The 25,605-nt window shown below is 37.7% G+C and carries 26 protein-coding genes; 7 read left to right on the top strand and 19 right to left on the bottom strand.

Annotation, left to right across the window (positions count from 1 at the left end; translation table 11 throughout):
- The first annotated feature begins 1 nt into the window (after nt 1).
- A complete protein-coding gene (locus RM539_RS16325; protein ID WP_311504486.1) occupies nt 2-1,114 on the top strand; it encodes a porin in 1,113 nt (370 codons plus the stop codon).
- Nucleotides 1,115-1,152: 38 nt separating this feature from the next.
- Here the strand turns inward: RM539_RS16325 and RM539_RS16320 are convergent, their stop codons facing one another.
- The 4 genes from RM539_RS16320 to RM539_RS16305 all read right to left on the bottom strand — a co-directional run bounded on the left by RM539_RS16320 (nt 1,153) and on the right by RM539_RS16305 (nt 3,268).
- Nucleotides 1,153-1,266, bottom strand: coding sequence for a DUF1684 domain-containing protein (locus RM539_RS16320; protein WP_311504528.1), 114 nt, complete (start codon nt 1,264-1,266; stop codon nt 1,153-1,155).
- A gap of 2 nt (nt 1,267-1,268) precedes the next feature.
- Entirely contained in the window at nt 1,269-1,418 is a 150-nt protein-coding gene (locus tag RM539_RS16315) for a hypothetical protein (RefSeq protein ID WP_311504485.1), read from the bottom strand.
- A 123-nt stretch (nt 1,419-1,541) separates the two neighbouring features.
- Nucleotides 1,542-2,975, bottom strand: a complete 1,434-nt coding sequence (locus RM539_RS16310; RefSeq protein WP_311504484.1) for a hypothetical protein — start codon at nt 2,973-2,975, stop codon at nt 1,542-1,544.
- An 89-nt stretch (nt 2,976-3,064) separates the two neighbouring features.
- Nucleotides 3,065-3,268 (bottom strand): DUF1328 domain-containing protein, encoded by a 204-nt coding sequence (locus RM539_RS16305; protein ID WP_311504483.1) that lies wholly within the window; start codon nt 3,266-3,268, stop codon nt 3,065-3,067.
- Between the two features lie 177 nt (nt 3,269-3,445).
- On the opposite strand from RM539_RS16305, the gene RM539_RS16300 reads away from it, so the two are divergent.
- Nucleotides 3,446-4,354, top strand: coding sequence for a class I SAM-dependent methyltransferase (locus RM539_RS16300; protein WP_311504482.1), 909 nt, complete (start codon nt 3,446-3,448; stop codon nt 4,352-4,354).
- Here the strand turns inward: RM539_RS16300 and RM539_RS16295 are convergent, their stop codons facing one another.
- Nucleotides 4,355-4,810 (bottom strand): Lrp/AsnC family transcriptional regulator, encoded by a 456-nt coding sequence (locus RM539_RS16295; RefSeq protein WP_311504481.1) that lies wholly within the window; start codon nt 4,808-4,810, stop codon nt 4,355-4,357.
- A 131-nt stretch (nt 4,811-4,941) separates the two neighbouring features.
- Here RM539_RS16295 and RM539_RS16290 point away from each other — a divergent pair, with 131 nt between their 5' ends.
- Nucleotides 4,942-5,334: a hypothetical protein gene (locus tag RM539_RS16290; RefSeq protein ID WP_311504480.1), complete on the top strand. Its 393-nt coding sequence runs from the start codon at nt 4,942-4,944 to the stop codon at nt 5,332-5,334.
- Nucleotides 5,335-5,366: 32 nt separating this feature from the next.
- On the opposite strand, the gene RM539_RS16285 is transcribed toward RM539_RS16290, so the two are convergent.
- Nucleotides 5,367-6,011: a MarC family protein gene (locus tag RM539_RS16285; protein ID WP_311504479.1), complete on the bottom strand. Its 645-nt coding sequence runs from the start codon at nt 6,009-6,011 to the stop codon at nt 5,367-5,369.
- Between the two features lie 190 nt (nt 6,012-6,201).
- Complete coding sequence (locus RM539_RS16280) at nt 6,202-9,636, bottom strand: methylmalonyl-CoA mutase family protein (RefSeq protein ID WP_311504478.1); 3,435 nt, start codon at nt 9,634-9,636, stop codon at nt 6,202-6,204.
- A gap of 141 nt (nt 9,637-9,777) precedes the next feature.
- Between RM539_RS16280 and purU the strand changes: the two genes are divergently transcribed.
- The 3 genes from purU (at nt 9,778) to RM539_RS16265 (ending at nt 11,797) form a co-directional block, all read left to right on the top strand.
- Nucleotides 9,778-10,629 carry a formyltetrahydrofolate deformylase gene (gene purU, locus RM539_RS16275; RefSeq protein WP_311504477.1) on the top strand — a complete coding sequence of 284 codons (852 nt, stop codon included), beginning with the start codon at nt 9,778-9,780 and terminating at the stop codon, nt 10,627-10,629.
- 130 nt (nt 10,630-10,759) lie between these two features.
- Complete coding sequence (locus RM539_RS16270; protein ID WP_311504476.1) at nt 10,760-11,464, top strand: DUF4197 domain-containing protein; 705 nt, start codon at nt 10,760-10,762, stop codon at nt 11,462-11,464.
- A 144-nt stretch (nt 11,465-11,608) separates the two neighbouring features.
- Nucleotides 11,609-11,797, top strand: coding sequence for a Lacal_2735 family protein (locus RM539_RS16265; protein ID WP_311504475.1), 189 nt, complete (start codon nt 11,609-11,611; stop codon nt 11,795-11,797).
- Here RM539_RS16265 and RM539_RS16260 read toward each other — a convergent pair.
- The 3 genes from RM539_RS16260 to prfA all read right to left on the bottom strand — a co-directional run bounded on the left by RM539_RS16260 (nt 11,770) and on the right by prfA (nt 14,610).
- The gene (locus RM539_RS16260; RefSeq protein ID WP_311504474.1) at nt 11,770-12,558 is read right to left on the bottom strand and encodes an ABC transporter substrate-binding protein; all 789 of its coding nucleotides are present in this window, start codon (nt 12,556-12,558) and stop codon (nt 11,770-11,772) included. The two genes, RM539_RS16265 and RM539_RS16260, sit on opposite strands and share 28 nt — an antisense overlap.
- A gap of 9 nt (nt 12,559-12,567) precedes the next feature.
- The gene (gene pyrF / locus RM539_RS16255) at nt 12,568-13,386 is read right to left on the bottom strand and encodes an orotidine-5'-phosphate decarboxylase (protein ID WP_311504473.1); all 819 of its coding nucleotides are present in this window, start codon (nt 13,384-13,386) and stop codon (nt 12,568-12,570) included.
- Between the two features lie 147 nt (nt 13,387-13,533).
- The gene (gene prfA, locus RM539_RS16250; RefSeq protein WP_311504472.1) at nt 13,534-14,610 is read right to left on the bottom strand and encodes a peptide chain release factor 1; all 1,077 of its coding nucleotides are present in this window, start codon (nt 14,608-14,610) and stop codon (nt 13,534-13,536) included.
- Nucleotides 14,611-15,049: 439 nt separating this feature from the next.
- Here prfA and RM539_RS16245 point away from each other — a divergent pair, with 439 nt between their 5' ends.
- Nucleotides 15,050-15,709, top strand: coding sequence for an ATP-binding cassette domain-containing protein (locus tag RM539_RS16245; protein WP_311504471.1), 660 nt, complete (start codon nt 15,050-15,052; stop codon nt 15,707-15,709).
- Nucleotides 15,710-15,741: 32 nt separating this feature from the next.
- On the opposite strand, the gene RM539_RS16240 is transcribed toward RM539_RS16245, so the two are convergent.
- From RM539_RS16240 to RM539_RS16200, 9 genes are all read right to left on the bottom strand, one after another.
- A complete protein-coding gene (locus RM539_RS16240; RefSeq protein ID WP_311504470.1) occupies nt 15,742-16,131 on the bottom strand; it encodes a hypothetical protein in 390 nt (129 codons plus the stop codon).
- A gap of 402 nt (nt 16,132-16,533) precedes the next feature.
- Complete coding sequence (locus RM539_RS16235) at nt 16,534-17,712, bottom strand: AIR synthase related protein (protein ID WP_311504469.1); 1,179 nt, start codon at nt 17,710-17,712, stop codon at nt 16,534-16,536.
- Between the two features lie 122 nt (nt 17,713-17,834).
- Entirely contained in the window at nt 17,835-19,328 is a 1,494-nt protein-coding gene (locus RM539_RS16230; RefSeq protein WP_311504468.1) for a carboxypeptidase regulatory-like domain-containing protein, read from the bottom strand.
- 12 nt (nt 19,329-19,340) lie between these two features.
- Entirely contained in the window at nt 19,341-20,729 is a 1,389-nt protein-coding gene (locus tag RM539_RS16225) for a CsgG/HfaB family protein (protein WP_311504467.1), read from the bottom strand.
- An 18-nt stretch (nt 20,730-20,747) separates the two neighbouring features.
- On the bottom strand, nt 20,748-21,149 hold the full coding sequence (locus RM539_RS16220) for a curli production assembly/transport component CsgF (protein ID WP_311504466.1): 402 nt from the start codon (nt 21,147-21,149) through the stop codon (nt 20,748-20,750).
- Between the two features lie 18 nt (nt 21,150-21,167).
- The gene (locus tag RM539_RS16215; protein WP_311504465.1) at nt 21,168-21,905 is read right to left on the bottom strand and encodes a CsgE family curli-type amyloid fiber assembly protein; all 738 of its coding nucleotides are present in this window, start codon (nt 21,903-21,905) and stop codon (nt 21,168-21,170) included.
- A 469-nt stretch (nt 21,906-22,374) separates the two neighbouring features.
- Nucleotides 22,375-23,232: a hypothetical protein gene (locus tag RM539_RS16210; protein WP_311504464.1), complete on the bottom strand. Its 858-nt coding sequence runs from the start codon at nt 23,230-23,232 to the stop codon at nt 22,375-22,377.
- Nucleotides 23,233-23,708: 476 nt separating this feature from the next.
- Entirely contained in the window at nt 23,709-24,221 is a 513-nt protein-coding gene (locus RM539_RS16205; RefSeq protein ID WP_311504463.1) for a hypothetical protein, read from the bottom strand.
- A gap of 153 nt (nt 24,222-24,374) precedes the next feature.
- The gene (locus RM539_RS16200; RefSeq protein WP_311504462.1) at nt 24,375-25,511 is read right to left on the bottom strand and encodes a hypothetical protein; all 1,137 of its coding nucleotides are present in this window, start codon (nt 25,509-25,511) and stop codon (nt 24,375-24,377) included.
- Between the last annotated feature and the right edge of the window lie 94 nt (nt 25,512-25,605).

Below are 25,605 nucleotides of genomic sequence, written 5' to 3'. Positions count from 1 at the left end.
TATGAAAATAATTACAACTTCAAAAATAATGAAATTTCTACTTTTTACAGTAGCAGGTTTCACAGGTTTTCAGACTTTTGCCCAGGAAGATGAAGAAACATCTAACTGGCTGCTTAGTGGTAGCGTTGACACCTATTTCCGGACTAATTTTAACGGATTAAACAAACAGGTATATCTTGATGATGGGGATGATATTCCTGATATTTTTCCACAGGCACCAGCTTCCTCTTTTGCAGATAATCCCGGTTTTGCCATAGGAATGGCAAATATCATTCTTGGGTACGAAGGCGAAAAAGTAGGTTTTGTGGCAGACCTGGTTTACGGGCCTCGCGGGGAAGACGCTGTTTTCCTTTCAGATAATTCCAGTAATATTGTAAATCAGCTTTATGTATATTATAAGGTTAACGATGCACTAACTTTTACGCTTGGTAACTGGAATACCTATTTAGGGTATGAGGTAATCTCTCCCGCTGCAAATTTTAATTATTCCACTTCCTACATGTTCTCCTATGGTCCCTTCTCCCATACCGGGCTAAAAGCCGATTTCAATTTTGATGATAACTGGACGGGGATGCTGGCCATTATGAACCCAACCGACTTTACAGAATTTAATCCTTACGGGAAATATTCCTTTGGTGGGCAGCTTGGATATTCCAATGGCATGGGCAGCGCTTACCTGAATTTGCTTTATGGCGAGCAGTCCTATGTTTCCGATGAAGCCACTTTCCAGATAGATCTTACTACCGGTTGGGATTTAAGCGATGTCTTTTATTTGGGACTTAACGCCACCTATCAGGATACTGACGGATTAGGATTCTACGGAGCGGCAATTTATCCTCAGTTTCAGACTTCTGAAAATTTCGCTATAGGTTTAAGAGCTGAGTATTTTAAAGAGCTGGATAATGATGATGGTATTATTGATGATGGCCTGGTATACGGTGAAGATTTTAGGGCACTGGATTTTACCCTTACCGGAAGTTACACCGTTGGAAACCTTATTATAAAGCCGGAATTCAGGCTGGACAGTATTTCTGAAGATGTATTTGTAGATCGAGATCTAAACGCTAATGATAACCTTTCATCTTTTGTACTTGCCGCAATTTATGCGTTTTAGCAAATTATTTGTATATGATTTTAGACCGGCAAATACTTCTACATCCAGGTTATTCTCTGCAGGAGGTATGGGCAGGAATATTTACAGCTACAAGCACAGTAAGGATTATATGCTTTATTAAAATTTAAAATTTTGGAATCACCCTCCGGTATCCTTAGTTCTTTATACCGTCCACCGGAGTAGGTGGTTTCACCATAAAGGCACTCCCCTCCTGATTTCTTACGATATAAGCTTCAACAATCCCGGTATTATCTACCCTGAAAACTCCAGCTTTTAATTTTTTCTGAGGGATTTGTATATCCATTAATGTAAATCAGCAATAACAGCAGGCAGATTTTTATTCAGCGGAAAATTAAATAGCTATAAAATATGAAGTAGAAAAAAACCGCATTTTATACTCCTAAAAGTTAATCCTGAAAAAAATTCCTTAACCCTCTTCCACTTCAGCCTGATAATATTTAGAGCTCCCTAGATACTTTTGAATAAGCTGATTATACTCGGGGCTCAATTTCAAATCCAGTATTCCCGGGATGTTGTATAAAGCTTCCATATCATCAAAACCGGTTTTCAACAGGTCTTCAAGGTAAAGCAAAGCAGTATCATAATCTCCGTCATGTCCTGCCAGTTCAATAATTTTTAAATAAGCCTCAGGATTTTGTTTATCTACCACAGTCCTCAGAACACTGGTAAAGATTTTAGTATCAATGTTTAAATTACTGACTGCAATTACCTGGTAACGCTGCCCGATTATATTTTGTAAAAATCCTTCAAGGCGATGTGCCATTTGCACTTCTGCCAAACTTCCTTCCTCCTGTATTCTTCGCAGTTCATCAATTTGATAAGCCCACCATCCCACGTTTTCGAAATTGGCAGTGGCCAGATCGTTTTCAAGGAAATAAATGTAGTCACTCCTGTGAAGCTGTTCCTCTTCTTCAAGATTTCGCACCTCTCTTCTTTGCCTGCGGAAGGCACGTGTTCTTCGCAAGTCCCTTTTTTTATTCTTTAATATATCTTCAAACTTCTCATATTCCTCATATTTCTCTTCCAGCTGCTCCAGCTTTTTATAAGAAGCAAAATAATTTCTGGTTCGCCGAAGCCTTTCTGCAAAATCCAGTTCACTATTAAACATTCTCTCAATAAGTTCAGGGTTGGCCGGACGTTTTCCTTTAGCTATAGCATTTAATGTAAATCCGCTTACTGCATTAGAAATAAGCCCTTCATCTGGCCACTCCTCTGCATCTCCATTATAATAACCGAGTTCAACAGGAAAATCCTCATTTTCAAAAACGTCTGCAAAACTTTCCAGTTGACCTTTCTGAAAATCTTCTTCACTTACCAAAGCGCTAAAGATAAATTTGTTGCCTTTTTCAAGATATTCGGGATTAACAACAGCATCTCCTACAGCCAGGGCACCGTCTACCTCATCATAAACCATGGGTATTGCTGAAGCAACCTGTGCCCCTTCATTAAGGCCCGCGGTGTACATCAAATTTGTATCTACAGGAATTAGCCGGAGAACACTTCCAACCAGTTTTAGTGCTTTAGTAAGATTCACCTGTAACGAATCCTCATCATAACGGGAGTTGGATGCCGCTATTATATAAGATTGTTCTTCAGCAACCGTACGGAATAATCCGGCTGCCAAAGCACCTCTACCCTTAGGGTCATAAACAAAAATCACCGGATTTACCTCACCGGCATCTATTGATTGCGGTATGTATAATGCATAAGTACCAGAGAGGCTATCCTGAACGGGAATAGAATCAGTTACTCTTCCTTTAAGAATACGCATTTCCTGTGCTCCTGCCATTCCATTGAATAGCAACAAAAAGGAAATTATTAACCATATACCATTTTTCATAAAATCGCACTTTACAGTAAATATAAAAAAAAGCTTCTACCCTGAAGTAAAAGCTTTTTCTAGTAATCTTTTTTTATAAAACAGGTTTTCTATTTACTCCTGACTTTTTTCAGTTTTAAATTTTGTTTGGATTGCTCTGAGAAGAACACTGTTGCCAACAAACTAATGATTAATAAATCAGCGAAAATTAAAAATGCTATTCTTACTACAGCAATACCTGCAAAGCTAATTCCGGAAAATCCGATAATTCCCGTTATTATGGCGATTATCAGATAAAGTAATTTCTTTTTCATAGCGCTTCTTTTTTTGATAAAGATAATTCAGAGAAGCTTTAACTATTCCAAAAAAAAGTACAATTACCAGTTATTTAACGGAAAAAACGCAATAAACCTCAAAATGTTAAAACCGAACCTGATGGCTTCTATTGATAGGCTTGGCAATTAAATTATCTTTACACTAAATTTAATCCATTGAAGAAACACACTACAAATAAGGGGCATTCTGAAGAATTCTTTGGAGATTACAGAAATTTCTGGTGGAACAAACCATTTCTGGACCTTACTGCAGAAAGGCTTCAGCTTAATAATGTTGGAAGCATGTTAGATGTGGGCTGCGGCAAGGGCCACTGGACCAGGATACTGGCCCCCTATCTTAAAGAAAAAGCAGAAATTACAGCGGTAGATAATGACAGGAAATGGCACCTCGGGAATACTGAACTTCAACAGTATTTTCAAAGTGTAGAGCAAAATTTTACTCTTATGGCAGGAGATGCCCAAAATTTACCTTTCCCTGATAACAGTTTTGAATTTGTGACCTGCCAGACTGTACTTATCCATCTTCCAGAGCCGGAGAAAGCTATCAAGGAAATGAAAAGGATATTGACAGATAACGGCCTCCTTTTATGTGTAGAACCAAATAACATTGTACAGAGCCTTGTAAAAAATAGCATCTCTAAAAATGATTCTATAGAAGAAACCCTGGATCATATTAAATACCGGCTTATTATTGAAAAAGGAAAGCGGAAACTGGGCCGGGGAGATAATTCGCTGGGTGATTTACTGCCCGGTATGTTTGCTACAGAAGAACTGAGAGAAATTGAGGTAAGGCTTTCAGATAAAGCAATAGCCATGTACCCACCTTACGATAATGAGGAACAGGTGGCAACGGTAAAACAATGGATTAATGGAAGCTCCTGGAAATCTGAAACCCAGAAAGATATTGATTTTTTCAATGCTGCCGGAGAGGAATATATGCCTTTTTATTTTGAATACCAGGAAAAATATCAGTCGCAGGACGAGCATATAATGGGAGCACTGCAACGGGAACAATATCATGCAGCTGGCGGCTCTTTAATGTATCTGGTAAGCGGAAGAAAATAATTACTTAATGGCCAGCCAGGGCCGTGGTACAGGAGCGTCTTCAATTACATTGGAGAGAACTATATGTGTTTTGGTCTCTCCATATGTAATCATTTTATCTATAAAAGCTTCAAGATGTGCCTGGTCATGAAGCACCACTTCCATAATAATATTCTCATTGCCTGTAATGCGGTAACAATTAATTACTTCTTTAAATTCTTTCACCTTTTCCAGGAAAGCTTTAAGTCTGCCCATAAAAGCCCGAAGGGTGATAATTGCTTTTAACTGATGTCCTGCCTGCCGGTATGAAATTTCGGTATGATATCCCTGAATAACCCCGGCATCTTCCATTTTTTTTATTCTTTCGGATACTGCCGGAGAACTTATACCAACTTTTCTTCCAATTTCAGCGTTTGATAACCGGGCATTGGCCTGGAGATAGGAAAGTATTTCCCAGTTAATTTTATCGACTTTCATTTTAAAGGCTTTAAGTGCTAAATTTAGCAATTTTAAAGCAAATCATACTTTTTGCTTTAAAATCAATATCAATAAAGATTTTCTTGTAATTAAATTTGGAGAAGAATTTTATCATTAAAAATTATTGTGCAATGTCTCCATCTCAGGAAAACACTTCGAATTCAGCCATTTATAAGAAGGCTACAGACATACTAAGGCTTTCCCGACGGATTTCCCAGTATCTGGTGCAGGACCTTTCAAACCTGCAAAAGAATGGCAAAGAAGATCCGCATATTTATTTTTGTGGAGATATTGTGCAGCAATCCGTCTCACTCGCTCCTGAAATTTTAAAAGCAGAGAGCAAGACATTTTCTGAAGAGCGGCACCCTCACATTGCTTCTTTGGAGCGCATGGTAAACCTGCTTTATAAGAATTGTGAACGGCTGGAGCTTTCTAACAGCAACGGAAGGGAGTTTCTTCAACTATTGAAAATTGAACTTAGAAAGTTCAGAAAACTTCAACGCCACTGGATGCTAAAGCTGTAATTAATTCCAGGATATTATTATTAATTATCCATCTATTCCGCAGAAAAGTTCGTAAGCTGTACGGGCTCAAAAAAGGCTATGTGAATGCCTTCAATTAGCATGTTGGTGCCAATAATCGCAATTATGAGTCCCATTATTTTTTCTATCACCACAATTTTATTCTGGCCTATTAACCTTACCAGGTAATCGCTTGAAATAAAAGCCAGGTGGTTTAGCAGCATAATAAGGCCAAACATTAAAATTATTACCAGCATATCAAGATAACTGGCAGTTGTAGTATAGTTCATTGCTGTTACAATTGTACCCGGACCTGCCAGAATTGGAATGGCCAGCGGAGATATGGAAATCCCCTCATTAAAGTCAATTTCTGTCTGGTTATCAATACTGGATTGCTGCGCACGAATCATTTCGAATCCTACAAAGAACACCAAAATCCCACCGGTAATTTTAAAGGCAGGAATGGTGAGTCCAAACAGCTGAAAAATATATTTTCCCAACACTATAAAACCGGTAACAATAACAAAAGCGGTAAAAGTAGCCTTCTTGGAAATATACCTTTTCCTTTTAACATCGGCTTGTTTGGTGAGGCTTAAAAAGATAGGCATATTACCAACTGGATTATTAATCGCAAAAAAAGCGGTAAAAGCTCCTATGGCATACAACCAGATATTTTCCATTTTATTACCTTTTGAGGTACAACAAATTTTCAAAATTTCAAGCTGCAAAAATAGAAGTTAAGTTTGAATTGCATAATCTTCAGATCACTTTCTTTTCTAAAAAATACATTATAAAAAAGCCTCCCGATTTCATTCCCGAAAGGCTATAATTCATTTAAAAACATGCGCGATATTTGAAGGTTTTCCTGCTTTACATATTCCTCCTGTATTGCCCTCCTACTTCAAACAAAGCATTAGTAATTTGTCCTAATGAACAAACTTTAGTTGCACGCATCAGTACCGCAAAGAGATTTTCATTTTTTACGGCGGCATCTTTTAACTCAGCCAAAGCATTATCTGCTCCATTACCTTTGGCTTTATGCAGGGTGGTAAGGGTTTTAATCTGATGCTGTTTTTCCTCTTCAGTAGCGCGGATTACTTCTCCCGGCGTTACTGTTGGAGAACCGGTTGAACTTAAGAAAGTATTCACCCCAATAATAGGAAAATCACCATTATGCTTCAGGGTTTCATAATAAAGGCTTTCCTCCTGAATTTTACCGCGCTGATACATGGTTTCCATTGCACCAAGCACTCCTCCCCTTTCGGTAATCCTGTCGAATTCGGTAAGTACAGCTTCCTCAACCAAATCTGTTAATTCTTCAATAATGAAGGAACCCTGAATAGGATTTTCATTTTTAGCAAGCCCAAGTTCCTTATTAATAATCAGCTGAATGGCCATCGCCCTTCTTACTGAAGCCTCAGTAGGTGTGGTAATTGCTTCATCGTAAGCATTGGTGTGCAAAGAATTACAGTTGTCATAAATTGCATAAAGCGCCTGCAGGGTTGTCCGTATATCATTAAAATCTATTTCCTGTGCATGCAGTGAGCGGCCGGAAGTTTGAATATGATACTTCAGCATTTGCGCCCGTGGGTTCGCCTCATATTTATGCTTTAATGCCTTAGACCAGATTTTCCTGGCTACACGCCCAATTACTGCATATTCAGGATCTATTCCGTTAGAAAAGAAGAAAGACAGGTTGGGACCGAATTTGTTAATGTCCATTCCGCGGCTTAGGTAGTATTCCACATATGTAAATCCATTGGCAAGGGTAAAAGCTAATTGCGTAATTGGGTTTGCCCCTGCTTCAGCAATATGATAACCAGAAATAGAAACCGAATAAAAATTCCGCACCTTTTCTTCAATAAAATATTGTTGTACGTCTCCCATTAACCTCAGCGCAAATTCCGTGGAAAAAATACAGGTATTCTGTGCCTGGTCTTCCTTCAGAATATCTGCCTGCACTGTTCCTCTTACAGAACTTAAGGTTTTTTGTCTTATTTCTTCATAAATATCTGAAGGTAAAATCTGGTCACCGGTTAAACCTAGCAACATCAATCCAAGACCATTATTACCCTCGGGAAGATCACCTTTATAAGATGGCCTGTCAATTCCATTATCATCATAAAGCTCTTTCAGCTTCGCCTCTACTTTATCTTCAAGTCCGTTTTCCTTTATATATTTCTCACATTGCTGATCTATTGCCGCATTCATAAAGAAACCCAGTAACATTGGAGCAGGACCGTTAATAGTCATACTTACTGATGTTAAAGGATCTGCAAGGTCAAAACCGGAATATAATTTTTTTGCGTCATCAAGACAACAAATAGATACACCCGCATTCCCGATTTTCCCGTAGATATCTGGGCGGTGATCTGGATCGTTCCCGTAAAGGGTAACCGAGTCAAACGCAGTTGAAAGCCTTTTTGCCGGCAATCCCAGACTTACATAATGAAATCTGCGGTTAGTACGCTCCGGCCCGCCTTCTCCGGCAAACATCCTGGTGGGATCCTCGCCCTGTCTTTTAAATGGATAGAGCCCGGCGGTATATGGAAATTCCCCGGGAACATTTTCCTGAAGGCACCATTTTAAAATATCACCCCATGCTTCATATTTAGGCAACGCCACCCGTGGAATCTGGGTGTGGGATAGTGATTCAGTATGTGTTTCAATTTTAATTTCTTTGTCCCGAACTTTAAAAGAATATATAGGCTGCCGGTATTTATTCACCTTTTCCTCCCAACCCAGGATCATTTCCCAGTTGTAAGGATCAAGATCCATTTTTACACGATCGAATTCCTTTTTCAGCAGTCCGACAAATTCTTTGTTTTCTTCGGAAGTCGAACTTTCAAGAGCCTCTTCTTCAATTCCATATTTATCAAGGCTGAGTTTTGTTCCGGTTACACTTTCCAGGGTTTTATATATTCCGTAAAGTTTCTGCGCAATTTCAGCCTGGGATTTGGCTTTTTCATCATAACTCCTGTTATTTTCAGCAATTTCTGAAAGATAACGCGTTCGTTTAGGCGGAATCACAAAGATCTTCTCGCTCATTTCCCTGGAAATTTCGAAAGTGGAATTCAGCTTTGAATCTGTTTTCTCATCGATTTTATCCATTATTTTTTTGTAGAGCGTGTTCATTCCCGGGTCGTTAAACTGGGAAGCAATGGTACCAAAAACCGGAAGTTTTTCAGCATCTTCATGCCACAGTGCGTGATTGCGCTGATATTGTTTTTTTACATCCCTAAGCGCATCCTGGGCGCCCCTTTTATCGAATTTATTGATCGCCACCAAATCGGCAAAATCCAGCATATCAATTTTTTCCAGCTGAGTGGCGGCACCAAATTCGGGAGTCATTACGTAAAGTGAAACATCGGAATGGTCGAGAATTTCGGTATCTGACTGGCCAATCCCTGAAGTTTCCAGAATTATAAGATCATAAGCAGCGGTTTTAAGAATATCTACCGCTTCAGCAACATACTTTGATAAGGCAAGATTAGATTGCCTTGTAGCTAAAGAGCGCATATAAACCCGCTCATTATTGATAGAATTCATCCTGATACGATCTCCCAGCAATGCCCCTCCGGTTTTCTTTTTGGAAGGATCTACGGAAACAATTCCTATATTTTTTTCGGGAAAATCGGCAAGAAAACGTCTCACCAGTTCATCAACAAGGCTGGATTTCCCTGAACCTCCCGTTCCGGTAATTCCCAATACCGGGATTTTAATTTCTTCGGATTTTTGAGTTGCGGAAAAATGTTTTTCAAATTCTTCATGCTTATTTTCAGCAAGTGAAATAAGCCTGGAAATAGTATTTACATCCTTTTTCTTTAAAGAATCTCCTACATTTTTTTCATTCTGAAGTGGAAGCGTTGGCTGGTCTACTCTCTTAACCATATCATTTATCATCCCCTGGAGACCCATTTCGCGGCCATCATCTGGAGCATAAATACGGTCAATTCCGTAATCCATCAACTCTTTAATTTCCTCCGGAAGGATCACACCGCCGCCGCCGCCAAAAATTTTAATATGGCCGGCATTTTTCTCCTCTAACAGATCATGCATGTATTTAAAATACTCGTTATGACCGCCCTGATAGGAAGTCATTGCGATAGCATTTGCATCTTCCTGAATGGCACAGTTCACCACCTCTTCCACACTGCGGTCATGGCCAAGATGGATCACTTCCACCCCGGTGGATTGGATAATACGGCGCATAATATTTATGGCCGCATCATGGCCATCAAAAAGAGAAGCCGCCGTTACTATTCTGATTTTATTTTTAGGTGTATATGGTTGCTGTTGTTCCATTTATAATGATATCAATTTTTTGATGCTGCAATTTACGAAAATTGTAAAATAAAGCTTTCTTCATTAACAATTATACAATCTTTATTCCGTGTTTAGAGGAGTGGCTCAAAATGTTTAATTTTAGCAGGCAAACAATCAAGAATGTATAAAATTACGCTGTTAATTCATTGTCCCGACACTTCGGGTATTATCTCTAAAATCACCACTTTCTTCCACGCCCGCAAAGGTAATATAATCTATATAGACCAGTATGTGGACACCGAGAACAAGATCTTTTTTATGCGAATGGAAAGTGAATTCAGCAATAAAATAGATATTGATTCTTTCAGGAAAAATTTTGAAGAGAAAGTAGGGACACCTTATCAAATGTCCTGGCAAATATATACGGCAGGTAAGCCATTAAAAATGGCAGTTTTTGTTTCTAAATATGACCATTGCCTCTACGACATCCTGGGAAGGTACAAATCTGGTGAACTTCCTGTGGAAATCCCCATGATCATCAGTAATCATCCTGATTTGAAATCTGTAGCAGATAATTTTGAAATTCCTTTTTATCATATTCCGGTGACCAGTGACAATAAAAAAGATGCAGAAAAAGCCCAGCTTGAGCTTTTAGAAAAGGAAGGAATTGATTTGGTTATTTTGGCGAGGTATATGCAGATTATTCCGGAAAAATTTATTTTAAACTATCCAAACCGGATTATAAATATTCACCATTCTTTTCTTCCTGCTTTTGCAGGAGCAAAACCTTATCATTCTGCCTACAAAAGAGGAGTCAAAATTATTGGTGCCACCTGTCACTATGTTACCGAAGAGCTTGATGCCGGACCTATTATTGAACAGGATATCACCAGGATTTCCCACAGCCATTCCATTAGGGATCTTATTTTAAAAGGTAGGGACCTGGAAAAAATAGTGTTAGCCAGAGGAATAAAACTTCATGTAGAGCGGAAAACACTGGTCTATAATAACAAGACCATAATTTTTACTTAATTTTTTGCGAGCTAAAAAGACTGGTAATAACTTGAGCCCGAAATCAAATTTGACCAATGTCTGGTTTTTGCTTGATAAAAAGGTCAGGCTTTGGTTATTCCTAATTAGTTATGATTAAATAAATTCAAAAATGAAAAAGTATCTCTCCCTATGCCTGATATTCACATTAACTTCCTGCGCCGAATTACAGGATATTGCCAGCCAACTTCCACAAAGCGGCTATGGTGTGACCAATTCTGAAATTAGTTCAGGCCTGAGACAGGCTTTAAATTTGGGAATAGACAAACAGGTTACCAAACTGGCCGCAGAAAACGGTTTTTTCAGCAATGAACTGGTACGAATTGGCCTGCCTCCTGAACTCCAAAAAGTAGACAAAACTTTAAGAGATGTTGGGCTAGGGTCTTTGGCCGATGAAGGTTTAAAAGTATTAAATCGTGCTGCTGAAGATGCCGTACAGGAAGCAACTCCAATTTTTGTAAATACTGTGAAGGAAATCACATTTACAGATGCACGAAATATTTTATTGGGTGACAATAATGCCGCAACCCAATACCTGCTGAATAATACCGAATCCCAGCTTTACTCCAGGTTTAATCCTATTATCCAAAATTCACTTGATAAAGTTGGTGCTAACCAAATTTGGAACAATCTTATTAAAAAATATAACAACATTCCCCTCACTACTAAGGTAAATCCGGATCTCTCAGATTATGTAACGCAACAAGCCCTGGATGGTGTTTATACCATGATTGCAGTAGAAGAAGAGCAAATAAGGCTACAGGCATCTGCACGTACCACCGCCTTACTTAAAAGAGTATTTGCCTTACAGGATTAATTATCTGGATCCCTCAAAGATATTCGTATAGAATTAACAATTCTAATCTTTATTCAGGAGAATATTACCAGAAGGTTAACTATTAATAATACTTCTTACCCAGACTGGTATTTATCTTTGTAATTGAAAATATTATTAAAAGTTATGTTTAAGATTTTTCAGAAAAAACAAAAAGAAGAGCGACTTTGCGAAAAATACAAAAAACTCATGCAAAGAGCATATAAGGCTGCTCTCTATGATAAAGAAAAAAGTGACAAATTAAATTCCCGGGCAAGAAAAATCCTCTGGGAACTTAGAAGACTGGATTACCGGGAAATAGATGCCTGGTCCTGAAGTTGATTAAAATAATCCATCGCCTTTAGCAAACGACTGCCGTACCAGCTAAAGAATTCTCCATCCACCAGTATTACCTCAGCCCGTAGAGATTCAAAAATTTCTTTATGTTTTTCTTTAAAAGGAAAAGGTTCTGAAGAAAGAAAAATGAGGTCAGGATCATTTTCCTGAAGTTGCTGCAAATCCGTTTCAGGATAACGTCCGGAATATATGTTTTCAAACTGGTTCAATTCCAGCAGATTATTTATAAATGTATCTTTTCCTGCCACCATTAGGGGTTTTTTCCAGATAAAATACGCCACCTTTAACCTCTTCTTTCCCCGAATTTGATTTTCCAGCAGGTTCTGTTTTGCCCTGATCTCAGCAATTATTTCCTCTACCTTCTTTTTACGTTCAAAGATTTCGCCATATTGACGCATAAGCTGAAAGGCATCCTCTAAATTAACAATATCGGAAACATGCACCGGACAGATTTTTTCCAGCTCCAGCACCATTTCTTCAGTATTTTCTTCTTTATTGCAAAAAATAAGATCTGGTTGTAAAGCTTTAATTTTCTCAAAATGAACAGATTTGGTGCCGCCAACAATTTTTTTCCTTTTCTGCAGATCTTCAGGATGTACACAGAATTTAGTGATTCCGGCTATTTTGTTTTCCAGTCCAAGGTCTATCAGTAATTCTGTTTGACTGGGGACAAGGGAAACGATCTGCTTCGGACTGTCAGGAATTTGAAGTTTTCTGCCGAGCTGATCTTTAATTTCCATCAAAGTAATTTAAAGTTGCCTTAGCTGTTCTGCCATTTGCTTTTGAAGAACTTCTGCCTTGGCACCGGCGATTTCAGCAAAATTTGAAGAATCTGAAGCATAAATTATTTTACGGGCTGAATTTACCAACAATCCAACATCTTTATTCATTCCATATTCACAAACCTCTTCCAACTTACCGCCCTGGGCCCCCACACCGGGAACCAATAAAAAGTTATCAGGTACAATATCTCTGATCTCCTTTAAATATTCAGCTTTTGTCGCCCCTACCACATACATTAGGTTTTGGGCATTTTTCCAGGTTTTTGAAATCTTAAGAACCTGTTTATACATCTCTAAGTCGTCAATTTTTCTGGTCTGAAAATCGAAAGCGCCTTCATTAGAAGTTAGCGCCAGTAAAATGGTATGCCTGTTCTGAAACTCCAGGAATGGTTCTACAGAATCTTTTCCCATATAGGGTGCCACGGTAACCGAATCAAAACCAAAATCTTTTAGGAATGTTTTTGCATACATTCTTGAAGTATTACCAATATCGCCACGCTTGGCATCGGCTATGGTATAAATTTCAGGATAATTATCGTGCAGGTAATCTACCGTTTTCATTAAGGCCTTCCAGCCATCAATTCCACAGGCTTCATAAAAGGCTGTATTAGGTTTATAAGCTACGGCAAATTGATGAGTAGCATCAATAACAGCCTTATTAAATGAGAAAATTGGATCCTCCTCAGAAAGCAGATAAGTAGGTATTTTTTCTAAATCTACATCCAGCCCAATGCATAAAAAAGATTTCTTCTTATGAATTTGATTGATCAGTTCTTCTGTAGACATAGTTTTTCAGTTGTTTGTTGTTTGTTGTTTGTTGTTTGTTGTCTGTTAATAAAAGTCCAATCTCATAACCGACAACAGATATCGTTTTCACTTCACTCGTTCCCACTTCTAAATTCTAACTTCGTACTTCCCTAATTTTACTTCTAATTAAAAGATATCGGAATTCTCTTTAAGTTTTTCGGTATTTTCAACCAGCTGAAGCTCGTCCACTATCTTTTGGATATCCCCGTTAATAATATTTGAAAGATCATAAAGGGTTAAGTTTATCCTGTGATCTGTCACCCTGCCCTGAGAATAATTGTAAGTACGAATTTTGGCACTACGGTCTCCACTGGAAACCATGGAATTTCTTTTAGCTGCGTCTGCTTCCATTTTTTTCGCCAGTTCCATTTCATATAATCTGGAACGTAATACTCGAAAGGCTTTCTCCTTATTTTTATGCTGAGATTTCTGATCCTGACATTGCGCCACCAAACCTGTTGGTTCGTGGGTTAAACGTACCGCAGAATAGGTGGTGTTTACCGATTGGCCTCCAGGACCTGAAGAACAGAAATAATCTATACGAACCTCTTTAGGATCAATTTCCACATCAAATTCTTCAGCTTCCGGCAAAACCATTACCGTTGCTGCAGAGGTATGCACGCGGCCCTGAGTTTCTGTTTGCGGCACCCGCTGTACCCGGTGTACCCCGGCTTCAAATTTTAAAGTCCCGTAAACATCTTCCCCGGAAACTTCAAAAATCATTTCCTTAAATCCGCCACTGGTGCCTTCACTAAAATCCACAATATTGTGCTTCCAGCCTTTGCTTTCTATATACTTTGTGTACATGCGATAGAGGTCTCCCGCAAAGATACTGGCTTCGTCTCCGCCGGTTCCTGCACGAATTTCCATCACCACATTTTTAGCGTCTTCAGGATCTTTTGGAACCAGCATCATTCTAATCTTTTCTTCCAGGCCGGGAAGTTCCTCTTTGGCTTCATCCATCTGGAGCTTTGCCATTTCGCTCATTTCCGGATCACTGCCATCGGCAATAATTTCTTCCGCCTCTTTTATATTTTGAGTAAGCTCCATATAAGTTTCACGAACATCCATTAGAGCCCTTAGTTCCTTATATTCCTTATTTAATTCTATATATCGTTTCTGATCTGCAATCACATCCGGCTGAATGATCAAATCATTCACCTCATCAAAACGTTGCTTTACTATGTTAAGCTTCTCAATCATATAACCCCTCTGATTTTAGGATAGCAAATTTACGATAAAAACATTAAATTTCAGGATTGAAAACAAGGTATCTAAACTCTTCTCAGTTTTACATTTCAGAAGTAAAATTGGAAACTATCCATGATAAAACCGTATTTTTAAGCATATAATTAGAAATGTTCAGGAAATTTAAAGTTATTTTTATCTTTTATAAAGGCTATATAATTCCTTCGCTCCTCCTGAATTTGATAATGATTTTTCTTGAAATCGTACCGGCTGTAATAATTATCTATAAAATTTTTTTAGCGACCCTGGTAATTTTCTGGTACCTGAGGCCGTCAAAAAGTGATAAGCTGATCTTCTACTATAACCTTGGCCTTAAAAACAGAAGCCTTTTTGGTATCGCATTCATTTATGATCTTATCTTAACCGCCGCCTGTTTATATATAATTTCTATTATATGAAGCTTGAAATTGATAATGTGGAATTAAATTATTCCGGGAAAAAGATCCTTAGCGGAATTTATCTGAAGGCTGAAAAAGGTCAAATTACAGGATTACTTGGCTCCAACGGCTGTGGAAAAAGTAGTTTACTGAAGATTATCTTCGGAAGCCTTAAGCCAAAAAACAAACTCATAAAAATTAATAATAATCCTTTTCTGAAACGCTTATATACTTCTAAGAAAATAAAATATCTGCCACAGCATCCCCTTTTTCCTAAAGACCTAAAAATCAGGCAGGCCTTCCTTTTATTTGAAGCCGAATGGGAGATGTTTATTTCAGCTTTCCCGGAATTTAAAAAACACTCAGAAGTCAGATTTGGAAAACTTTCGGGTGGTGAACGTAGGCTAACTGAAATTTTCCTGGTGATGAACAGCTATTCAGAAATTATTTTACTGGATGAACCTTTTACTCATCTTTCTCCTCTTTATATTGAAATAATAACAGATCTCCTTCAGAAAGAAAAACATCAAAAGACAATTATCCTTACCGACCATCTATACCGGCATGTTTTAGATTTAGCCGATAATCTTTACCTGATTAAAGACAGGCACAGCCATTTGATTAAAGGTCCTACTGACCTTGAAAAATATAATTATATAGCCGCCAATAGTTTTTGATCCCTCACAATTAACAGAACATGTTGTAAAACTTACACTTCAAGGTTGTTGAAGTCTCCCTCCTTGTTTTCATAATATAAAAATTTCAACAATGCAGTTAGTCCTGTAATGTTGGCCACAACATCTGCCAGATAAAAAACATTAAATTCTAAATAAGCAGCAATTACATAGGCTAAATCTGAAAAAACAAAGCTTATAATAATGAAAACAAAATAGAAAGACGATTTATTTGAATAACGATTATTATAGGATATTCCCAAAGTTGAAACAAAAATGACTAATATTCCAAAAAGCACTATTAAAATATCTGAAAAAAGATAATTGTTATCAGGCGACATCATATTAAGCAACTCAATCAGCAAAAAGATATTCAATCCAACGGCACCAATAAAGATTATTTTCTGAAATAAGTTTGATTTCAAGGCTCTTACTTTGGGGAAAATTACCCATCCCAATAAAATGAAAAGGAGTATCCTGGATAAAAAAATGAACATCTTAAAATACTCATTTTCATAGTTAAACAAAAGGGCATCACACAGTAACAGCAAAAAGAAAATCCCAAGTACTTTCTTATCCGACACCCTTTTATGCTGAACCAGAAAAAAAACAAAAAACAAAAAAGTGGAAAAAAAACGGGTAAGGGCCCCAACTGCTTCTCCGAAAAAGAGAATTACAGCACAGTTAACAGCCACTAAGAATATAACTGATACTAGCAGTAGCGTTTTATAAGCTTTCATGTAAGGTTAAGTTCAAAAACAATTGAGGCAAATTGTTTTTTGTACAATATAAAGGTTTTGCAGCTATCTCCTCATTTCTTTCAAGAATTAGTAGACAAAGTTCCCAAACTCACTGTTAATGCTTAGCTTTTTACCTTCTGAAGCCTCTACTTTTCCCACAATTTTAGCTTCTACATTAAAAGATTGAGATATGGAAATAATTTCGTTGGCAACAGAAGGATCTACATAAAGTTCCATACGGTGGCCCATATTAAAAACCTGGTACATTTCTTTCCACCCGGTATTGCTTTCTTCCTGAATAAGCTTAAATAGGGGCGGCACCTCAAACATATTGTCTTTAATAATATGAAGATTTTCTATAAAATGAAGGATTTTGGTTTGCGCTCCCCCACTGCAATGAATCATTCCGTTAATTTCTTTATTGCTGAAGCGGGAAAGTATTTTCTTAATGATCGGGGCATAAGTACGTGTGGGTGACAACACCAGCTTTCCTGCATCCAGAGGAGAGCCTGTAATTTTATCGGTTAAAGATTTTGTGCCTGAATAAGTGAGCTCTTCAGGAATCCCATTATCATAACTTTCCGGATATTTTTCTGCCAAAACTTTAGAAAACACATCGTGCCTGGCTGAAGTAAGGCCGTTGCTCCCCATTCCGCCATTGTACTCCTTTTCATAAGAAGCCTGCCCGGAAGAGGAAAGACCTACAATCACATTTCCCGGTCTGATATTGGCATTATCTATTACTTCACTTTTCTTAATGCGGGCAGTAACGGTGGAATCTACAATTATTGTCCTTACCAGGTCTCCAACATCGGCTGTTTCTCCCCCGGTAGAATGAATTTCAATCCCAAAATTTTTCAATTCTGAAATAAGCTCTTCCGTACCATTTATAATTGCTGAAATCACCTCACCAGGAACCAGGTTTTTGTTCCTGCCTATGGTAGAAGAAAGCATAATTTTGCTGGTAGCGCCCACACACAACAAATCGTCAATATTCATGATGAGCGCATCCTGGGCAATACCTTTCCAAACCGAAAGATCACCGGTTTCTTTCCAATACATATAAGCAAGGGAAGATTTTGTGCCCGCACCATCGGCATGCATTAAAAGGCAATACTCATCATTTCCTGTTAAATAATCAGGAACTATTTTACAAAAGGCTTTGGGAAAAAGCCCTTTATCAACATTTTTAATAGCGTTATGAACATCTTCTTTTCCTGCCGATACACCGCGTTGCGCATATCTTTTGCTGCTTTCCTGACCCATTAATTAAAATTTAAAAGCTCAAAGATAAGGAGATAAAATTTGCTGCCGAAGTGGAATAAAAGCAAAAGCGGCAACTTAAGATTAAATTGCCGCTTTTGCTTTTATTATCCGTTATTTGCTGCCTACTCCCAATCCGGCATTATAGCATTCTCAACTAATACTGTCCTGTTATTAGAATCATCATCGTCAGGATTGATATCTGTAGTTAAAATAGAATTTTGAGATACCCCATCATTGGAAGTATTTACAAAAATAACCTGAGCTTCATTAGGAGAAAATCGCGGATCCAGATCATTGGTACCATCTTCTTTGTCTTCGCTTATGTTTCTTATTTCACCGGTAGCAAATGTATAAAGGAAAATTCTAGAATCGAGTTGACGGTTATTCGCATTTTCAAATCCCGATACATCGCGGGTAAACAAAAGTGTTTGTTTATCTACTGCAAGATCTATCCCACCAAGGGCACCATCCATCCCGGAAATGACTGTTTGTAAACGATTCCCATCAGCATCAATGGTATAAATAGAACTATTATACCCGTTGGCATCATTAGTAAGTAAAGCAATAGTGTTATCATCATTGCTCACTTCCACATCAGTAATAAAATTGCCATTTTGAGTTTTATAGATCCTTTCGGTGCCTCCTCCGGTAGCATTTACTTTATATAAATTTTCAAAATTAGGATAAACTAAAGATGCTCCATCATTAGCCCATGAGAATCCCGTCTTTTCCAGGTTATAACCTCTTACCGGAATTGTTGAAGTTATCTGGAATTGGTTTGATCCATCGGGATTCATACTCATAACATGTGTTTGCCCACCTATTGTTCTAAGAAAAGCAATTTTATTGGTGGCATTATTTTTTCTAGGTCTGAAACTATTCAATGAAGAAGACGTTAACTGTACCTCATCTCCCTCTTCATTTGAAGAAAAGATCACATTATTACCATTCACCTGCTTCACATAAAGATATCGCCCAGCAGGAAGACCGGAGGTTTCAAAGGCATAAACCGGCCCCAGCACAGTATTAATACTATCAGAAACTTTTACCTGCCAGAAATATTTATAACCGTAATTTAATCCCTCAACCGTGTAGGTGGTATCGTTGATATTTGAAAAGGTACGAATTTCCTCATTGGCACTGTTGCGCAATTCCAGTTCATAGGTGAGATCATCACCATCAGGATCGGCTGAAGTCCATACAAATTCTACATTGACTCCCAATCCCGTAGCATTATCTTCAGGAGAAAGCGGCTGCGGAATATCAGGTTCGCGATTGTTTGCTGTTTCAGCAAGTAATTCAAAAATCACATTCACCGTATTATCCGGCATAACAGTAACGCCTTCAAATTGGGTTAATAATCCTTCCTTACGGGCTTCAACAGAATAATCACCTTCAGGAATATCCTCCAGTATAAATTCTCCATTTTCATCAGTAAAGACTGTAGAAGAGGCCGGGTTGGTTGAAATTCTTACATTTTCAACCGGTTCATTGCCACCCTCTTCCACTACAGTCCCGGTTATAATACCGCTTCCATAGGAATCTATAGTGTCTTCACTACAGGAAAGCAGTGTTCCAAACAAGATAAATCCAAGTATATATTTTGCTAATTTCATCCTTTTGTTATATTACTTTGTGCCTTTATTGCCTGATCCTCCCAGGTAAAAATTAACTCCCAATCCAAAATTAAAATACTGGTCGTTTCTCTTCCCATTAATTATATAATCTACCTCATCATCAAAAGAAAGGTTATGCTGTGCAAAGATTTTAAGCCCAAGGTTATTATTTAAAAGATATTCTAATCCCAGGCCGTACTGAACTTTAAGATGTATATTTTCCTGATCTTCCGGGATGTTGTCCAGACCCAGAATAATCCCGGGGCCTCCATAAATATAGGGAGAGAGGTTATCATTTGGAAGAACAAGATAACCGGCATTTAAATCAAAACCCGCTAATTTTCTGGAAAAGGCATTTTGATTCTTCAGCTCAAAAGCACCCAGATTCATATTCAAAAACAGCGATCGGGAAAAATTTGTGGTGAAATCAATATTAAGCGCTGCTCCCACTTCTTCATCAGAATAATCACCGCTCATTAAAGTACCTCCAATACCTACCCCAAAAGAACTCCCTGACTTTCTTTCCACAAATTTGCGATCATATAACTTGGTCATTTCTGCCTCTTCTTTTTCAGCTTCATAGTCGGCAATCATTTTTGCCTTTACATCATCTCCTTCTTTTGTGTTCCATAAATTGTCTTTCACACCCTCAATTATAAGACCTTCAACGGCTTTTTCTATAGCTTCCTTTACAGCCAGTTGCACGGGTTCATTCCGCGTAAATCCAACTTCAACTTCCAGCAAACGCTGAAAATTCACATATTTATATAAGCTCGCATCCAAAGCCTGGGATAGAATGGTTTTGGAGATATAGACATTTTTTAAAATTTTCCCATTAGAGGTAGAGATCGCTCGTAGATAGACTGTAATCCTGTCTTCCCTGTATTGCGTACTTCCGCCAACTCCAAAATAACGTGCACCCATGCCGCCTGTGATAATATTGGTATCATAGGAAACTATACCTCCCTCTAATAATATCCCGGCGTATAGCAATGGCGGCACCTGGGGCTGACTTTCATTTGACCCCTGATATTCCTGCCTGGTAGATCTGATGATATTGCGCTCATTCAGAAGGTTTCCAATATTTTCACGCTCAATAGGAGTAAACCATTTAGAGTCTTCCAGGGCTTTTATCAAAATTGAAGTTGCTCCCTGTGTAACGGCTGTACTAAAAGTGCTCCCAACATCTGAAGGCTTATATTGTCCTGTAAGATCCCTGAAGTTATAGACCCCCACAACAACCGGTTCCTGTGGAAGAGGCAGGGTGTTAAGTCTTTTGGTAACGGGAGAAGTTTCTCCAATCCTTGCTTCTGTAAAATCAACAGGCTGATTAAAATAAGTACCACAGGATATTGTAGTAGTTATTACAGATACTAAACAAATTATCTTTAGTAATTTCATAAATAGTAGGTGGAACAGTTAATTTGGAACAACAATTTGTGTCTGCTCTCCGGTATCGGTGTCAAGAATATTAATTACAAGACCTTCATTAGAGGGATAAATATCTACTGCCAGGCTTCCGAAGGAATATGTTCCCGGTGTTAATCCATCTTCTCCAAACTCTCTTGTAAAGGCACTTCGCGATACCTGACCCAGAAGTTGTGAATTAAGACTTTCGGTAAAACGGTCCAGTTCTGAAAGCTGCTCCCTTTGTGAAGCATTGGGATCTTCAAAAGAATTTTGTGCCTGGGCAGATGCCAACAGCCATTGTGAGTTATAAGGATTACCACCAAAAGCAGGATTCTTTGGCGTGTAAACCAAATCCTGTGCATTAATAGAAAAACCTGCAAAAAAAATAAAAAGTAGTAGCGTTAATTTCATTAGAAGTAATTTTGAGGATTAATATTGAACAAAGTTCTCATTTCTGTTCTTTAAATATTCAAAGTATCTGTTAACCTGTTTTAGAGCTTCATCGGCCTGTTCTTTTAAATAATCCAGTTTTGGCCGGGCAAAAAACTGATAGACAATCCTGTCATCTATTTTCACCATAATCCGGGTTGTCCTTCCAAAACTAATCATTTCATCTATATGAATAATCTTATTTCCTTTGTTTGATCCCAGGCTGTATTGCTGATAGAAAAAATCATAGAAATCCCTTCCCGGTTTTGTTTTGGTATTTTCAGTAACCATACCTATTAATCTAATACCTTCATTTGGCTTTTGATAGGAAATTTTATTTTCCTGATTATTTCTATCTGCCTTGTTATACACAACTCTTTTCATTCCTATAGGCTTATTATCTTCATCATGAATCATTAGAAGAATGATGGTTTCTTTATCGGGATTTACAGAAACAGAAGTCTGAGATAAATTTTCGGTCTCAAATGGTTCCAGGGTAAAACGCCCACTTTGAGCATTTTTAGAGGTATTATTTTGGGTTTCATTGGTAATTACGGAAAGTTCATAACGTAGACTATAATTAGCTTCGGTTAAGTTTTTTGCTGAACCTACTATATCCAAAATATCCTGTTTAGAATCATTTATGTTGATAACAGCCTCAACTTTGGAATTAAAATTTTGTCCCAGAACGATTACTGAACACAGAAAAAATAGCAAAGTGCTGCAGTACCTGAACATTCGGAAAAATTTTAAATCACTAATCATTGAAAATTGCTTAAAATTATTGCTTTAGAATGATCACTCATACTGGATTGAAGTTTACAACCAATTGAATTGGTTCCATAACTTAAGAAATGCTGCTCATTTCAAATTTATGTTAGGTTCCAATTTTCTCTTGATAAAGGCCCTTGCAAAATTTAGAAAAATTATTATTCAGGCAATGAAATTATCTGGAAAAATTTAAATCCGAATTTTGATATTAATAATATTTTTTAATCTGATGTATTAATGATTTTGAATCTATTGTCTATTTCTAAAAACATTCTTATTCCTATAATTTCCTTCTATACGTGATAAATTCAGTACCTAACAGCGCTGACCAAGTGAAGCAAAGTTCATATAACAATGCGTTAAACAGGAAATAATTAAATTATATTCGAAAAAATAAAGGACAGTCTAAAAATCTCAAACTGTCCTTTATATAATTTTAATTAAAATTTCCTGACTGGATCACAGTTGTACTGTTGGCTGCTCCATTTTGAGACACAGAACTGTTATGACCATTTCCTGCTTGGAAAGATCCTGCATAATTGTTCTGGCCAGATTGGGTATGAGCTATGGTATTGGCATCTCCAAATTGATTTGTTACCGAGAAATTTTCACCAACTCCATGTCCGCTTCCATTATTATCCCTTTGAGTGGTTACCACATTATTACCATTCCCAAACTGGGATTGCCATGATATATTTTTATCACCAGTTTGGTCCGTCAGCGCTATATTGCCATTTCCCCATTGCAAAATAGAAGCAAAATTCTCCTGATCCTCCTGTTTAATACGGGCGGAATTTGGATCTTCTCCATTTCCGAATTGAACTACATAAGCATCATTACCCTCTCCCGGATTATTGGGATACTGTATTACGTTTGCATAGTTTAATGATCCAGACTGGGCTACAAAAGCCTGCCCATCAACTCCATCCTGAGTTATTGCCGCTTCGTGGTCTTCTCCAACTTGTGAAACGACAGAGAGATTGTTTTGATTTCCGGAACGATTTTGTTTTACTCTTACTTCATTTTCACTCCCATCCTGATTGATGAAACTCCTGCTTTCCATACCTCTTTGACCTACTTCTATGGTATTGCCAGCACCTGTTTGATAAGAATTTGAACTATTCCCCTGATTGGTTTGATTAATCTGTGCACTGTTGCTGCCAACTTGACTAACTGTTGCCTGATTGTTAGTGGAAAGCTCCCCTGCTGTACCTTGAGTAATTGTACTGGTGTTTTGAGCAAACGCCATTACCCCACACATTAGCGCTGCTGCGCTTAAACCTGCTTTTTTCATAATAATAAATTTATAAATGGTTAATAATTGATTACACAATTTCAAGCAGGTAAAGATGTATGGGGCTCAAATTCTGTAGGGCAAGAATCTATTCTACAGCTAATATAGAAGAAGCAAATGGTACAAACTTAAAATTTCGATGAAGAGCGAAAATTCTTGTTAAAAAGAAGAAAATTATTAATACTACCCCTTATTAGGTAGTATAAAATATTAAAAATCCTGAAACCGATTGGCCTTTAGGCAAGCCGTAGCATTTCAATTCAGTAGTGTGGTATCAGAGGTACTTGAGGAGAGATTTATATATACTACAATTAGCTTTTGCTAATGATTTATAGCAGCAATTCTGTTTAAATATTCCTGACAGAGTTACTAATTTTATAAAGCCTCAACTTGAAAGTTGGAATTCTGAGAAGTAGTAAGGAGGTATTTTAGAGTCTAGAAAAAGATAATAGCAGCTTAAGTAGCTATAAAGGCATTTATTGATAACTTCTAATAATGAGTGATTTGTAATCTCCTGTAACATCCAATTTCAGCTTATTAGTAATAGAATTTGTCCCGTATTTTTCTACGTGGATATTGCTACCCTGTTGTTTCAAATTCAGCGTAGCAGACTGTGAAGGTGCAGATGTAAAATCAAAAAATTGATTATGATTTCCATTTTGCTGAACATTATAGGTAGCTTCATTTGCCATCACCTCCATCTGCATATTATTTCCATTACCAGACTGCTGTAGATGCATTTTTGTATTTGGAGAAGAAACCCTGGTATTTAAATTATTCCCATCCCCAATTTGCCTTATAAAAACTTCATTATTTTCAGGTAAAGCTTTAGCAGCATCCCCAGAAAATGATTTAATAGCCTCTGAAGCGTTAAACAGTAATTCTTCATTCTGAAGGGCCACTTTTGAAGGATTAACAGGAGCATCCTGAGCATAAGTAATGTAAGAAATAAAAATAATAAAATTTAAAAGAAAGTTTTTTGCTTTCATGACTGTACTAATATTAAAATTAATAGATGATTAGCCTCACCTCTTCCTGAATTCAATTTTAGACATAACAACAGCTAATGAAATAAATTGATTCCTTAAAGAAAAAAAGATGCACAGTGTTACTGTACATCTTTTTTTAAACTAATTAAACCATTATTTCAGAGTAGGTCCTGTAGTTGGTCCCCCAGGGCCAGGAGTTCCAGGAAAGTCCACTGAAGACTGATAAACACTAGCAGCATTGTTATTACCTACCTGGTTTATAGTACTGGTATGCCCATCACCCAACTGAGTAGTAGAGGCTCCATTATTCAGGCCGTTTTGAGTATGAAGAGCATAGTTTGCTTCACCATTTTGAGCAATAGTTGAGATGTTTAAACCTTCACCTGTCTGCCGGGTAGTTGCCCAGTTATCATCACCAAATTGCTCCTGAAAGGAATCATTTGAACTAAAATACTGCTGAGTATTTGCATAGTTTCCGTTTCCTTCCTGATACTGTCTTGAAAAGTTTTCATTATTTCCCTGATACGCATTTACCTCATTATTATCTCCTAGTTGAGCCTGTAAAGCTGTATGCGCACTTCCTCGTTGGGTGATTTTTGCAACATTGCCATTTCCATATTGCTCCTGTTGTGCAACACTAGCCTGAGAGCTTGCCCATCCGGTTAAAGATTCCCCCTGCAATATGTCGGCATCATTACCATTGCCTACCTGAAATTGAAATGCTGTATTATCATTACCCCATTGTCTTACATTTGCATCGTTACTGTTACCGGTTTGTTCAATCTCAGCATAATTGTAATTTCCTTCCTGTAATATACTGGCGGCATTTAACTGTCCGTCCTGAATTACAGAGGCAGTATTTCCAAGTCCTGCCTGCTCTACTTCCCCTTCATTGTTAGGCTCTGAATCGTTCGCATCACCAATCTGCACAATACTAGTAGCGTTTAGCAACCCGTCCTGATACACATCAGCATAATTCGAAGAACCTGACTGATCTATAGAGGATTCATTAAGAGATCCATACTGCTCCACAACTGCAATTTGGTCATCTTCTACCTGATTAACTTCAGAAGTGTTAGAAGCCCCTTCCTGTATAACGGTAGCTTCATGGTTAGCATTCTCATCTGCATCCCCTCCGCTTTGGTAAATATCCGAGAAATTATCACTGCCCACCTGTCTGACATCCGCTTGATTAGCATTGCCAATTTGATCAACATTACTTTCATTGCTTTGGGCAAAAGCAACTGTACTGAGCATAAATGCTCCTGTGTAAAAAATAATTTTTTTCATAAAATAATAAATTAGAATGGTTAAAGATTAATAAACATTTTTTCAACTTCTGTAGTTTAAGCAAAAGCCCCCAGTTTAATGAGATTACGCGTAA

This window comes from Autumnicola musiva, assembly GCF_031846585.1.
Taxonomy (GTDB): Bacteria; Bacteroidota; Bacteroidia; order Flavobacteriales; family Flavobacteriaceae; genus Autumnicola; species Autumnicola musiva.
Note: the sequence above shows the minus strand (reverse complement) of the source record. Positions and strands in the feature narration are given on the sequence as shown.

What these genes read in the sequence shown, in the direction of transcription:
- RM539_RS16325 (WP_311504486.1), top strand. Translation starts at nt 2, where the DNA reads ATGAAAATAATTACAACTTCAAAAATAATGAAATTTCTACTTTTTACA.
- RM539_RS16315 (WP_311504485.1), bottom strand. Translation starts at nt 1,418, where the DNA reads ATGGATATACAAATCCCTCAGAAAAAATTAAAAGCTGGAGTTTTCAGG.
- RM539_RS16310 (WP_311504484.1), bottom strand. Translation starts at nt 2,975, where the DNA reads ATGAAAAATGGTATATGGTTAATAATTTCCTTTTTGTTGCTATTCAAT.
- RM539_RS16305 (WP_311504483.1), bottom strand. Translation starts at nt 3,268, where the DNA reads ATGAAAAAGAAATTACTTTATCTGATAATCGCCATAATAACGGGAATT.
- RM539_RS16295 (WP_311504481.1), bottom strand. Translation starts at nt 4,810, where the DNA reads ATGAAAGTCGATAAAATTAACTGGGAAATACTTTCCTATCTCCAGGCC.
- RM539_RS16290 (WP_311504480.1), top strand. Translation starts at nt 4,942, where the DNA reads ATGTCTCCATCTCAGGAAAACACTTCGAATTCAGCCATTTATAAGAAG.
- RM539_RS16285 (WP_311504479.1), bottom strand. Translation starts at nt 6,011, where the DNA reads ATGGAAAATATCTGGTTGTATGCCATAGGAGCTTTTACCGCTTTTTTT.
- RM539_RS16280 (WP_311504478.1), bottom strand. Translation starts at nt 9,636, where the DNA reads ATGGAACAACAGCAACCATATACACCTAAAAATAAAATCAGAATAGTA.
- purU (WP_311504477.1), top strand. Translation starts at nt 9,778, where the DNA reads ATGTATAAAATTACGCTGTTAATTCATTGTCCCGACACTTCGGGTATT.
- RM539_RS16270 (WP_311504476.1), top strand. Translation starts at nt 10,760, where the DNA reads ATGAAAAAGTATCTCTCCCTATGCCTGATATTCACATTAACTTCCTGC.
- RM539_RS16265 (WP_311504475.1), top strand. Translation starts at nt 11,609, where the DNA reads ATGTTTAAGATTTTTCAGAAAAAACAAAAAGAAGAGCGACTTTGCGAA.
- RM539_RS16260 (WP_311504474.1), bottom strand. Translation starts at nt 12,558, where the DNA reads ATGGAAATTAAAGATCAGCTCGGCAGAAAACTTCAAATTCCTGACAGT.
- pyrF (WP_311504473.1), bottom strand. Translation starts at nt 13,386, where the DNA reads ATGTCTACAGAAGAACTGATCAATCAAATTCATAAGAAGAAATCTTTT.
- prfA (WP_311504472.1), bottom strand. Translation starts at nt 14,610, where the DNA reads ATGATTGAGAAGCTTAACATAGTAAAGCAACGTTTTGATGAGGTGAAT.
- RM539_RS16245 (WP_311504471.1), top strand. Translation starts at nt 15,050, where the DNA reads ATGAAGCTTGAAATTGATAATGTGGAATTAAATTATTCCGGGAAAAAG.
- RM539_RS16235 (WP_311504469.1), bottom strand. Translation starts at nt 17,712, where the DNA reads ATGGGTCAGGAAAGCAGCAAAAGATATGCGCAACGCGGTGTATCGGCA.
- RM539_RS16230 (WP_311504468.1), bottom strand. Translation starts at nt 19,328, where the DNA reads ATGAAATTAGCAAAATATATACTTGGATTTATCTTGTTTGGAACACTG.
- RM539_RS16225 (WP_311504467.1), bottom strand. Translation starts at nt 20,729, where the DNA reads ATGAAATTACTAAAGATAATTTGTTTAGTATCTGTAATAACTACTACA.
- RM539_RS16220 (WP_311504466.1), bottom strand. Translation starts at nt 21,149, where the DNA reads ATGAAATTAACGCTACTACTTTTTATTTTTTTTGCAGGTTTTTCTATT.
- RM539_RS16215 (WP_311504465.1), bottom strand. Translation starts at nt 21,905, where the DNA reads ATGTTCAGGTACTGCAGCACTTTGCTATTTTTTCTGTGTTCAGTAATC.
- RM539_RS16210 (WP_311504464.1), bottom strand. Translation starts at nt 23,232, where the DNA reads ATGAAAAAAGCAGGTTTAAGCGCAGCAGCGCTAATGTGTGGGGTAATG.
- RM539_RS16205 (WP_311504463.1), bottom strand. Translation starts at nt 24,221, where the DNA reads ATGAAAGCAAAAAACTTTCTTTTAAATTTTATTATTTTTATTTCTTAC.
- RM539_RS16200 (WP_311504462.1), bottom strand. Translation starts at nt 25,511, where the DNA reads ATGAAAAAAATTATTTTTTACACAGGAGCATTTATGCTCAGTACAGTT.